Source organism: Vibrio sp. E150_018 (assembly GCF_053544035.1).
On sequence record NZ_JBHGNY010000003.1, the window covers coordinates 207,486 to 220,119 of the forward strand.

General features: G+C 41.5%; 10 protein-coding genes. 5 read left to right on the top strand and 5 right to left on the bottom strand.

Annotation, left to right across the window (positions count from 1 at the left end; all coding sequences use genetic code 11):
- Positions 1–174: 174 nt before the first annotated feature.
- Entirely contained in the window at positions 175–1,575 is a 1,401-nt protein-coding gene (asnS, locus tag ACE3G9_RS05710; RefSeq protein ID WP_417878867.1) for an asparagine--tRNA ligase, read from the bottom strand.
- Positions 1,576–1,855: 280 nt separating this feature from the next.
- Between asnS and ACE3G9_RS05715 the strand changes: the two genes are divergently transcribed.
- Positions 1,856–2,425, top strand: coding sequence for a hypothetical protein (locus ACE3G9_RS05715; RefSeq protein ID WP_449218651.1), 570 nt, complete (start codon positions 1,856–1,858; stop codon positions 2,423–2,425).
- Between the two features lie 163 nt (positions 2,426–2,588).
- On the opposite strand, the gene ACE3G9_RS05720 is transcribed toward ACE3G9_RS05715, so the two are convergent.
- The 4 genes from ACE3G9_RS05720 to pabB all read right to left on the bottom strand — a co-directional run bounded on the left by ACE3G9_RS05720 (position 2,589) and on the right by pabB (position 7,828).
- Positions 2,589–3,950, bottom strand: a complete 1,362-nt coding sequence (locus tag ACE3G9_RS05720; protein WP_417878869.1) for an L-serine ammonia-lyase — start codon at positions 3,948–3,950, stop codon at positions 2,589–2,591.
- Positions 3,951–4,111: 161 nt separating this feature from the next.
- On the bottom strand, positions 4,112–5,371 hold the full coding sequence (locus ACE3G9_RS05725; protein ID WP_449218652.1) for an aromatic amino acid transport family protein: 1,260 nt from the start codon (positions 5,369–5,371) through the stop codon (positions 4,112–4,114).
- A 298-nt stretch (positions 5,372–5,669) separates the two neighbouring features.
- Positions 5,670–6,359, bottom strand: coding sequence for a CoA pyrophosphatase (locus ACE3G9_RS05730; RefSeq protein WP_417878871.1), 690 nt, complete (start codon positions 6,357–6,359; stop codon positions 5,670–5,672).
- 32 nt (positions 6,360–6,391) lie between these two features.
- Positions 6,392–7,828 (bottom strand): aminodeoxychorismate synthase component 1, encoded by a 1,437-nt coding sequence (gene pabB / locus ACE3G9_RS05735; protein ID WP_449218653.1) that lies wholly within the window; start codon positions 7,826–7,828, stop codon positions 6,392–6,394.
- 226 nt (positions 7,829–8,054) lie between these two features.
- On the opposite strand from pabB, the gene ACE3G9_RS05740 reads away from it, so the two are divergent.
- The 4 genes from ACE3G9_RS05740 to ACE3G9_RS05755 all read left to right on the top strand — a co-directional run bounded on the left by ACE3G9_RS05740 (position 8,055) and on the right by ACE3G9_RS05755 (position 12,628).
- On the top strand, positions 8,055–9,569 hold the full coding sequence (locus tag ACE3G9_RS05740) for a fumarate hydratase (protein WP_417878873.1): 1,515 nt from the start codon (positions 8,055–8,057) through the stop codon (positions 9,567–9,569).
- Between the two features lie 153 nt (positions 9,570–9,722).
- A complete protein-coding gene (locus ACE3G9_RS05745) occupies positions 9,723–9,917 on the top strand; it encodes a hypothetical protein (protein ID WP_417878874.1) in 195 nt (64 codons plus the stop codon).
- A gap of 189 nt (positions 9,918–10,106) precedes the next feature.
- A complete protein-coding gene (locus ACE3G9_RS05750) occupies positions 10,107–11,516 on the top strand; it encodes a YcjX family protein (RefSeq protein ID WP_449218654.1) in 1,410 nt (469 codons plus the stop codon).
- Positions 11,513–12,628, top strand: a complete 1,116-nt coding sequence (locus ACE3G9_RS05755; RefSeq protein WP_449218655.1) for a YcjF family protein — start codon at positions 11,513–11,515, stop codon at positions 12,626–12,628. Before ACE3G9_RS05750 ends, ACE3G9_RS05755 begins: the two co-directional genes overlap by 4 nt.
- Positions 12,629–12,634: the final 6 nt, after the last annotated feature.

The following is a 12,634-nucleotide window of genomic DNA, read 5'->3' on the forward strand; positions in this document are numbered from 1 at the left end:
TTAACTAGATAATAAGTGGACTAATTTATATCGTTTTCAGCATTTTTAATGCTTAAATGGGGGGATTGATTAGTCAAAATCGTTGATGAGAATAATTAAATAGAGAGGTAAGGAATAAAAACCTGCTCATTTGAAGTGAGCAGGCTTTCGTTTATTAGGCTGAAATTCTAATGATTAGAAGTTTGCACTACGTGGCGTACGTGGGAATGGGATCACGTCACGAACGTTACTCATACCTGTTACGTAAGAAACAAGACGTTCAAAGCCAAGGCCGAAGCCAGCGTGCGGTACAGTACCGTAACGACGTAGATCGCGATACCAAGACATGTGCTCAGGGTCGATACCCATTGCCACCATACGTGCATCTAAGACGTCTAAACGCTCTTCACGTTGAGAACCTCCAATGATTTCACCAATACCTGGGGCTAAAACGTCCATTGCAGCAACCGTTTTACCATCATCGTTCAAACGCATGTAGAAAGCTTTGATATCTTTCGGGTAGTTTTTAACGATTACTGGTGCGTTGAAGTGTTCTTCAGCAAGGAAACGCTCATGTTCAGACGACATATCGATACCCCATTCAACCGGGAATTCGAACTCACGACCAGATTCTAACAAGATTTGAATTGCATCAGTGTAATCCACTTGTGCAAAGTCAGACTCAACAAATTTTTCCAGGCGAGTGATCGCTTCTTTATCGATACGTGAAGCAAAGAATTCAAGGTCATCGCGACGCTCTGCAAGTACCGCCTTGAATACGTATTTCAGCATATCTTCAGCAAGTTTTGCTACATCGTCTAAATCTGCAAAAGCAACTTCAGGTTCAACCATCCAGAATTCCGCTAAGTGGCGGCTAGTATTTGAATTTTCAGCACGGAAAGTTGGGCCGAAAGTGTATACTTTGCTTAATGCACAAGCGTAGGTTTCTGCGTTTAACTGACCTGAAACGGTTAAGAAGGTTTCTTTACCAAAGAAGTCTTGGTCGTAATCGACATCACCTTTATCGGTAAGCGGTAGGTTTGCGTGATCAAGAGTAGAAACACGGAACATTTCACCCGCACCTTCTGCATCAGAAGCGGTGATCAATGGCGCAGACATCCAAAAGTAACCATTTTCATGGTAGAAACGGTGAATAGCTTGAGATAAACAGTTACGAACACGTGCTACCGCGCCAATCACGTTGGTACGAGGGCGAAGGTGAGCCACTTCACGTAAGTATTCGATAGAGTGACGAGTTTTTGCCATTGGGTAGGTTTCAGCATCTTCAACCCAACCAACTACTTTTACAGCGGTTGCGGCAAGTTCAAAATCTTGACCTTTTGCTGGAGATTCCACGATTTTACCCGTTACTTCAACAGAACAACCTGTTGTTAGCTTTAGGACTTCATCATTGTAATTATTTAACTCATTAGGGACCACGGCCTGAATCGGGTCGAAACAAGAGCCGTCATAAATGGCAAGGAAAGAGATTCCGGCTTTGGAATCACGACGTGTACGGATCCAACCACGAACAGTGATTTCACTGTTTACGGCTAATTTACCGCTTAGTACGTCTGTTACAGGCGCGTAAGTCATTTTTTTCTCCATTAAAACACTGCAAAAAAGGACAGTGCAAACTAATAATTTAGGTGTAATAGACTATCAATTAAGCGTGATAGAAAATTATTACAAGTATTCGACATATTACCCAACACAGGTTTGGCATCAACCTTTATTATGCAATTATTTTTATTTTTAACGCTTTAGTTCTAAATTGAAGTGATAGTCGCCAAAAATATGGGTAAAAAAATAAACTTTATCAGTTTTACTCGCGCTACAATGAATTGATTAAATGAGTGTAATTATGAGGGGAGAGATGAATTTTCGACTGTTATGTACAAGCATTTTAACAACAGGTTTTTTAGTGGGTTGTTCCACAATTGGTGGAGATCGCACATCAGTGAATTCTGCACAAGATGTCAATGATCATATGACATTTAAACAAGATCTTGTTACTCGCAGTATGGACTTACAAACCGATTCCTATTGGGCTAAATGTGAATCAGAATGGGATGGCTTAGGGTATCGGTATCGTACATCTGTTTATGCCAGTGGTAATCAGCAAACTCAACTTTATGTTCGTTTGAAATCCTCCCAAGGTGCTTACGGCATTGAGAAAGCATTTGATAACAATGGTGAGGATTATCAATTAGAGCTTTATAAGCCAGAAAATAAATCCGATTCAGTGGTATACGAAAACTTTGCTTTGAATATTTCCCCTGAACAATTAAAAGCCGCTAGTAAAGCTCCTGTGGTGATGCACTTAAAAGGTAAACAGCACGATTGTACCTTTACGGTTGAACAACCTGTTAGCTATGCGTTTTCTGTAAATCTAGATGAATTAATGAAACAAGTGGATGAGGCGAAAGCGAAAGCAAAAGAATAGCCGAAGCTCGATTTTCGGCCGCTTTGCTACTCGTTACCGATAAAGAAGAAAGCGAAGAATTAAAAGACAAAGTATTAAAAAAGGTGAACCAATAATTGGTTCACCTTTTTATTTGCTTTCGAGTGTCCGAGAAGCGAAGTGATCTAGATTCGATAACCGAGCATCAACAAATCACTTTAACTGCTAAGCCACCTTGCGAGGTTTCACGGTATTTAGAATTCATATCTTTACCCGTCTCTAGCATAGTTTCGATCACTTTATCTAAAGATACACGAGGCTCAGAAGAGCGACGTAGTGCCATGCGAGTTGAGTTAATCGCTTTAACCGCAGCAATACCGTTACGCTCAATACAAGGTACTTGTACTTGACCCGCGACAGGGTCACAAGTTAAGCCAAGGTTATGCTCCATACCAATTTCCGCTGCCATACAAACTTGCTCAGGACTACCGCCTAGTAATTCAGCAAGACCAGCTGCCGCCATTGAACAAGCAACCCCTACTTCACCTTGGCAACCAACTTCTGCCCCAGAAATAGAAGCGTTTTGTTTATATAAACCACCAATTGCACCAGAAGCTGCGAAGTAGCGAATATAGTCTTTTTCGGTTACTGGTTGAATGAATTTATCGTAGTAGGCAAGTACTGCTGGAATAATGCCACATGCACCATTGGTTGGCGCAGTAACGACTCGGCCACCCGCAGCATTTTCTTCATTGACCGCAAAGGCGTACATATTCACCCAATCGATCACCGCCATAGGATCGGTAGAAGTATTAGATGATGTCATTAATTGCTGGCGCAATGCTGAAGCTCGACGAGGAACACGCAATGGGCCTGGCAAAATACCTTCTGTGCTCATCCCTTTTTCCATACATTCACGCATGGTTTTCCAAATGTTAGCGAAATAGGTATACACTTCTTCTTCTGAGTATTGAGCACTTTCGTTTTTCATCACTAAAGTACTGATAGACAAACCATGTTCTTTACATAAAGCAACAAGTTCAGTTGCAGAATTAAACTCGTAAGGCACTTGGTAGGTTGATTCAACTTTCTTACCAAAGTTTTCTTCGTCAACAATAAAACCACCACCGATAGAGTAGTAAGTCTTAGTGTAAACCACCTCATCGTCAATCCAAGCGTGTAAAGTCATTCCATTTTCATGTAATGAAAGATTGGTCTTTTGGAAGTTCATGCCACCGTTTTTTGGAAAATCAACAGAGTGGCTGTCCTTATCAACTGATAAGCGTTCTGTTTGTTCAATACGAGCGATGAAGCTCGGAATGGCGTCAATATCTACGTGTTCTGGCGTGTTACCTGCCAGACCCATAATGATGGCGATATCAGTATGGTGACCTTTCCCTGTCAGTGATAATGAACCGTAAACATCGACAGTAATTTTTGTAATATCATGCAGTTTATCTTGTTCTTTGAGATCATCGATAAACTGCTTACCGGCTTTCATAGGACCAACCGTGTGAGAACTGGATGGCCCAACACCAATTTTGTAGATATCAAAAACACTGATCATGTTATTACCTCTGATAAGCCCCTCTATATTAAGGGGCTTTAATTTTTTATTACTAAGCTACTGGTATGCTGCTTATTGTTTTTTCAACAGTGTATATGCTGTACTTTTTACATTGATTAGCTAAATTATAGTCTATTTCTCTATAACGATAGCGTCATATATCAAAAGGAGCCGTAGATTACAGAAGTAATCGCTGCAACACCACAAATAGCTGTAAAGATTTGTGCAAAAGATGATGTCTTGAATTTCGTCATTGCAGGCACTTTACGCATTGCATAAATCGGCATAATAAACAAGATTGCAGCAATCATTGGCGCACCCATAGATTCAATCATACCTAGGATGCTTGGGTTAATGATTGAAATGACCCATGTAGTCAACACAATAAATAGTAATGAAATTTTGTTAGCCTTTGTTTCAGAGGCTTTTGAACGAGATTTAACTAGACCCACTAAGCCTTCATGAGCGCCAAGGAAGTGACCAAAGTAGCTTGAAGTGATGGCAGCAAAAGCCACGATAGGGCCTAGGTATGAAATCATTGGTGAAGAGTGAATGTTGGCTAAGTAAGACAATACGCTAATATTTTGCGCTTGCGCTTCACCTAGTTGCTCTGGTGTTAAGGAAAGCACAACAGAGAATACAAAAAACATCACGAAAGCCATCAGCATTGTTGCTGCACCGCCAGTGATCATGTCAGTTTTCTTCACCGTATTATCACCATAAACGCGACGTTGTTCTTTAGTAAATTGGCTGATGATAGGACTATGGTTGAATGAAAAGACAATAATAGGGATAGCTAACCAAATGATTTTTGGCATTTCGGTCCAGTTTGGCGTGACTTCAGCCATTGAAGTATTCCACTCAGGGATAAGAAAAACAGATAGTGCTAATAAGATGAACACAAGAGGGTAAACCATCAGTGACGTCACTTTTAGCATTAGCTCTTTGCCAAAGATTACTCCGCAAGTCATTAAGCTAATTAAAGCGCCAGAAAGTAACCAACGAGGAATCGAGTCAAAACCAAGTTGGTTAACTAAGAAAGAATCAACCGTATTAGTAATACCTACGCCATAAATAAGTACAATTGGATAGATTGCAAAAAAATAAGCAAAAGTAATGATGGTGGCGCCAGTTTTACCGAAATGTTCTTCAACAGTATCGGTAATATCGGCATTTGGATTTTTAGCAGATAAAACGAAACGGGCTAAACCTTTGTGTGCAAGCCAAATCATTGGCATGGCAATTAAGGCTAGAATAACCAATGGCCAAAAGCCGCCAGCACCGGCTTTAATTGGTAAGAATAAAACCCCAGCACCTACAGCAGTGCCAAATAAAGATAATACCCAAGAAAAATCTTGGTAGGTCCATTTAGTCGAAGTTGGAGCATTTTCGACTACAGCATTAATGGTTTTCGTATTCATTATTAATTCTCTTAAAAGTTGGGAACAGGAAGAATTGGCGTGGATTATGCTGATCTGGAGGGATAAATATAGGATCAATATCACTTTATGTACTGAATAAGTGACAAGTATTTCATAACATGCGCTGTGTCACGAAAAAACGACGTATCAGATTAAATAAACTTATCCGAAAGAGTGAGATTTCTCATGTGAAACTGAAGATTGCTTAAATGGTGAACAGTCGTTAAAGCAAACGACTTATCTATGAGGCAGGAAATATGAAAATTAATTCACTGGTAAAAATAAGGGTAATGGTGAATTAAACTGTGGAATGCAGAATTGTCTGCTGTTGCAGATTGGAATGGGAAACTATCTGGCTATCAATTGATGATGGGGAATAATTTGCAAGATCTTTGATAGACAGTTGGGCTTGTAAAGCTTGAATGATTTGTGCGGTGACGCCCCATATAAAGTGCCTTTGATAATTGATGGCAAAAATACGATGTGCTGAACCTTTAATTTGCACCTTTTTACTATAAAGGTTATCGGGATTAAATAAGTAAGTCGCTGGTACTTCAAAAATATAATCGACTTCATTTTTATCAATAATGCTTTGATAGCCATCGTCAACAAAGGCGATGAAAGGGGTGACATTAAAGCGACTAATGGTCGTGAGTTCTGGTAGTTGGCCAAAAATGTTCACTTGGCTAGGATGCAAGCCAATCTCTTCGTGTGCTTCTCTTATAGCTGTATCGGCTAGAGATCGATCAAAAAATTCAAATTTACCACCAGGAAAGCTAATCTGTCCCGGATGATTTTTTAAATGAGGAGCACGTTTGGTCAGTATGACCGATAAACCTTCAGGGCGATCGACACAAGGAATCAAAACCGCCGCTTTTCTTAACTTTTTTGGATCTAGGTGAGCCACTCTTAATAAGCTCTCAGGTTGATATTTAGCTGGAATGTTTAATGAAAACTGGCGCAATAACTCTTCTTTTCTCATAAACATTCCTTAATTATCGATTTTTCTGTGACTACAGATTATAAGCTGGATAAAGTTGGCAAAATTCGGCTGATTTTATCAAGTGTTTCTTGGTATTCCGATTCAGATTCGCTATCGGCAACAATACCGCCGCCCGCCCAAGCATAAAGGTGCTGCTGGTATGCCACTAAAGTTCTGATTGTGATATTGGTATCCATGCGACCACAACGGCTGATGTAACCAATACTTCCACAATAGGCATTACGGCGGTGAGGCTCTAATTCTTCAATGATCTCCATCGCACGGATTTTTGGGGCACCAGTAATCGAGCCACCAGGAAAACAGGCGCGGAGTAAATCGCTGCCGCATTGATCTTTATCGAGTATAGCACGGATAGTACTGACCAAATGGTGCACTGCGGGGAAGCTCTCAATTGCAAATAACTCAGGCACGGTGACGGAGCCGGGTTTGGCGACACGACCAATATCATTGCGTAATAGATCAACAATCATCAAATTTTCTGCTTGATCTTTCTCAGCATTTTTGAGTTGTTCGGCCAATTGCTTATCTTGTTCTGCATGTTTTGAACGTGGGCGAGTGCCTTTGATTGGCTTAGTTTCAATCACGGTTTGATTGAGTTCATTTTTATTAATTTCTAGGAAGCGTTCAGGTGAAATACTGATTAATGTGGTTTCGTCGGTACGGATAAATGCAGAAAAAGGTGCGTGGTTGGATTGTTCCAGTGCTTGGTAAGCTAACCATTCTGAGCCTTGATACTCAGCACTAAATCTCTGTGCAAGGTTGATTTGGTAGCAATCTCCCGAGCGTAGGTACTCTTGAATAGCGTTGAACTTTTCAATATATGACGTTTTGGTCATATTGGATTGCCAGTCAGAGGTTAATGTAAATGCATTGTTTGGTAGGGTTTGTTGTGACTCTAACCAAGCTTGATGCTGCTTGATATCCTGTCCAACGAAATACGCTTGTTTTAATTGATGATCAACGATAAATGCCCATTCATATAAACCAATGGCCATATCCGCGGTGGGGATATCGTGTGCCGCCAAAGAGGGGACTTGTTCGACACGACGACCTAGATCATAACCAAAGTAACCTAAAGCACCACCAATGAAGGGAACGTCATTGATGCTTGGTTGTGCCAGCAGTAATTGTTGTTGGTAGTGAGCAAGTAGTGTGAATGGGTCATCTTCAGATTGTTGAGTTTGCCATTCGCGAGTCTCCGTCTTTTGATAAATAGTCGTGATACTGCCATGGGTAAGCAACTTGGCAATTGGATTCGCCACTAAAATATCGTAGCGATTATTGGGGTGGCCGTCTGCGGCTGAGCGTAATAGCATTGCCCAAGGTTGATGCTCGATGGTAGCAAAATAATGCTTAGCTAAGTCTTCCGCATAAGGAATGTGTTTAATCTTTATACGGTCTTGGATTGTACTTGAGTTGTTTTGAGTCATATTGGAATTATTTTGCTTTTTCATTCTATAAAGTGTGACAAAGGTTCAATCGTTACGTGGCATCGAATGCTGAGCGAGAGTATCATAATTCCAGATTAAGCAATGTATGTGAATCGGTAATTGATTGGTTTAGTTAAAATCCCACCTAAACAAGGATTTGTTGGTTATCAGCGTGACGCTGTCACCGTTGTGGCTATTCACTATCGCCAGTCTTTATCCAATTATAATAATGTAATGTGTAGAGGCATGTATGACCGTCATTCGTAAACAAGATGTGATCAGCAGTGTGGCTGACGCTCTCCAATATATTTCGTATTACCATCCAATGGATTTTATTCAGGCGCTTGAAAAGGCCTATCACAAGGAAGAGAGCCAAGCCGCGAAAGATGCGATTGCTCAAATCTTAATTAACTCTCGTATGGCCGCTGAAGGGCATCGTCCGATTTGCCAAGATACCGGCATTGTGACGTGTTTTGTCAATATTGGTATGGATGTTCGTTGGGATGAAACGGATATGACGGTTCAGCAAATGGTCGATGAAGGCATTCGCCAAGCTTATACTAACCCTGATAACCCACTGCGTGCTTCGGTGCTTTCTGATCCGGCGGGCAAGCGTATCAACACCAAAGATAACACGCCGGGTGTGGTCCACATCAACATGGTGCCGGGTAATAAAGTTGAGATCCAAATCGCGGCAAAAGGCGGTGGCTCTGAAAATAAAACTAAAATGGTAATGCTAAACCCATCCGATGATATTGCAGAGTGGGTAGAGAAAACGCTACCAGCGATGGGAGCGGGTTGGTGTCCACCGGGCATGCTGGGTATAGGCATTGGTGGTACAGCTGAAAAAGCGGCAGTACTGGCAAAAGAATCTTTGATGGAACACATTGATATCCATGAATTGATTGAGCGCGGCCCACAAAATGCGGAAGAAGAATTACGTTTAGATATTTTTAACCGAGTGAATAAACTGGGTATTGGCGCGCAAGGTCTTGGCGGTTTAACGACTGTTGTGGATGTGAAAATTAAAACGGCGCCAACGCACGCCGCTTCTAAACCAGTTTGCTTAATTCCAAACTGTGCGGCAACTCGTCACGTACATTTCACGCTTGATGGTTCTGGCCCTGCAGAATTAACACCACCAAAATTAGAAGACTGGCCTCAAATTACTTGGGAAGCGGGCGAAAATACTCGTCGAGTGAATCTAGATACCATTACTAAAGAAGACGTTCTCCAGTGGCGTACTGGTGAGACGGTATTGCTATCTGGAAAAATCTTAACTGGTCGTGATGCGGCGCATAAACGTATCCAAGGCATGCTACAAAGCGGCGAAGGTTTACCAGAAGGTGTCGACCTTAAAAACAAATTCATCTACTACGTAGGCCCAGTTGATGCGGTGGGTGATGAAGTCGTTGGTCCAGCTGGCCCGACAACCTCAACACGTATGGATAAATTTACCGATATGATGCTAGAAGAAACCGGCATTATGGGAATGATTGGTAAAGCAGAGCGTGGTGCAGATACCGTTGAATCCATCAAGAAACACCAGTCTGTTTATCTAATGGCCGTCGGTGGCGCAGCCTATTTGGTGGCGAAAGCGATTAAGAAAGCCCGAGTAGTCGCTTTTGAAGATCTTGGTATGGAAGCGATTTATGAGTTTGAAGTCGAAGATATGCCGGTCACTGTTGCGGTTGATTCAACCGGTGCTAATGCTCACCAAATTGGCCCGGATACTTGGAAAGTAAAAATTGCTGAAATGGAATAACGTCTAGATAAGGCGTTGCGTAGTGCGAGTGCGCTACGCTCGGTATTATTTTTTCGAATGAGATTATTTTAACTTATCAGCAAAATTTTTCTGACTAATGGCGTTAAATTGATTATAGTTTCAGTATAACAGGCTGAATATTTAGGAGATTTTATGCCACGTTTTGTAAAAATTTTGCAGATATTGATTGCTGTAGTGGTGGGTGGTTACGTTGGTATCCAGATGATCCTGCATGGTATTGCGATTTTTGACACAAGTAACAACTGGTTTGCAGTGATGACAGTGGTACTTGGCTTATTACTAGAGCTATCTTTATTTATTATCTACAAATTGATAGAAGAAGATTAACTGATATTTAAATTGAATCGTTAAAATTCATAAAGGCTCGTATTGTTGAGATACGGGCCTTTTATTTTTTGTACATTTTTTTTGGAACTTCTCTTTTGGGTAAAGATGAAGTCAATGTAAGCGGCTGAAGATATTGATTTTAACGAAATATGATATGCTTTAATCATACTTTGGTATGTGGAGTGGTAAATGAAAATCAAACAAGAAGTAAATGATTTAGTTAAACGTAGCTTAGATCGGCACTTACGTCTCGCGGTGACAGGGCTTTCACGTGCGGGTAAAACGGCTTTTATCACTTCATTGGTTAATCAGCTTTTAAATAGCTCAACTCAAGATAACTTACCGCTATTTGAGCCTAGCCGTAATAATCAATTACTTGGTGCGAAGCGTATTCCACAAACAAATTTAATGGTGCCAAGATTTGACTACGATCTTGCCATTGAGCAAGTGAATTCAACCCCTCCCAAATGGCCAGTGCCTACTCGTGATGTGAGTGAAATTCGTCTTGCGATTCGTTTTAAGCCGAAAAAAGGCGCACGACGTTTACTTAAAAGTACTTCAACATTGTATCTCGATATTGTCGATTACCCTGGCGAATGGTTACTCGATCTTCCGTTATTGGATATGAGCTTTGAGCAATGGTCACAAAGTCAGCTTGAATTATTAAGAGGCGAAAAAGCGGGTAGTGAGTTACGTTCGAAACTGGCGAAAGAATGGTTATTGAAGTTGAATCATTTCGATAGTCTTGCAACCGCCAATGAAAATCGTGTTGCTGAACTAGCCAGATCTTATACCGACTACCTACACGCTTGTAAGGATGCAGGTTTGCATTGGGTTCAACCGGGTCGTTTTGTTCTACCGGGTGAACTGGTTGGCGCGCCAGTGTTGCAATTCTTCCCAGTTGAATTAGAAATGGATGAACATGGCAAACCGCTAAAAGAAATTAAGCGAAATTCAGCTTATGCAATGTTGCGATCTCGCTTTAATGAATATAAAAAGAAAATCGTCAAAAGCTTTTATCAAGAGCACTTTGCATCATTCGATCGACAAATCGTGTTGGTGGATTGCTTGCAGCCTTTAAACTCTGGATATGATTCTTTCATGGACATGAGTGGAGCCATCAGCCAATTGATGCAAAGTTTTAAGTACGGTCGTAACTCGATATTAAAGCGTTTGTTCTCAGCCAAGATAGACAAAGTGATGTTTGCAGCCACCAAAGCTGATCACGTCACACCAGATCAACACGCCAATATGGTGTCTTTGCTGCAACAACTGGTACATGAAGCTTGGCAGCATGTGTCTTATGAAGGCATTGATATGGAATGTGTCAGCCTTGCTTCAATTCAAGCTACTATGCCCGGTTATGCTTCGTCTGGTGATAAGACTTTCCAAGCAGTTAAAGGCACCACTCTGGAAGAAGAAACGCTGACTTTATTTCCCGGCGAAGTGCCGCCAAAACTGCCACAAAAAGATTACTGGCGGGGTAATGGTTTCGAGTTCTATGAATTTAGGCCATTAAAAATACCTTATGACCAAGCATTACCTCATATTCGTATGGATAAGGTGTTGCAGTTCTTGTTAGGGGATAAATTACGATGAGCGATTACAAAAATAAAATCATCTTCAATAGTGATAAAGAGAGCGAAGCACAGCAAGATAAAGCTAAGTCTTTCGAATCAAAATTAGACTACCAACAAGAAACATTGGATGCGTTAAATTCAGATCCTGCCTACAAAAAAGTGGGTGCAAAAGTGAAATTTGATGACGCCACTGAATTTGTGCCTATGTCGCAAGCTCAGTTAGATGTGGCTGAAGAGACAAGAGTAGAAGAACAAATGGTCAGAATCATTCGTCCTCGCTCGAAAAAACGATGGTTAATGACCGGTGGTGTACTTGGTTTTTCCGGCCTAGTCGGTTGGCAAAGCGTGCATAATGTGCTGCAAGCCTACCAACAATCGGATTGGCTAACACTTGGCTGGACAGGTTTTATCGCAGCATTAGCATCACTTGGTATTGGCGCGACGGTCAAAGAGTTATGGAAACTACGTAGACTACGTAAACAACTAAGTAGTCAAGAGCTGGCAATGGACTTAATTCATTCGCATAAAACCGGTAATGCAAAACCGTTTTGTGAAGATCTTGCTTCGCAGGCAGGTGTGACCCTTGAACATGCCGGTTATGACCGCTGGGTAAAAATAGTGAACGATAACCATAACGATGCCGATGTCATTGAGCTATATGATGACATGGTGATTGCACTGCAAGACAAGCAGGCAAAAAAAGTCGTTGCCAGTTATTCAACTGAATCTGCGGTGTTGGTCGCGTTGAGTCCACTTGCGATTGCCGACATGCTACTGGTCGCTTGGCGTAACTTCAAAATGATTGATGAACTAGGAAAAATCTACGGTGTTGAACTCGGTTACTGGTCTCGTATTCGCTTGCTTAAACTTGTGTTCATCAACATGGCGGCAGCAGGCGTAAGTGAACTGGCGGTGGATGTTGGCACTAACATGATGTCGCTAAGCGTTGCAGGCAAGATTTCAACTCGTGCCGCGCAAGGGATTGGCGTTGGTTTGCTGACTGGCCGTTTAGGGATAAAAGCGATGGCGTTACTTCGTCCTCTACCGTGGCGAAAAGATAAAGCAGTGCGTTTGGGGGAGATCCGCAAGCTTGTGGTTGGGCGCGTGATAGGGAAAACCGAACAGAAATAGCCGTAT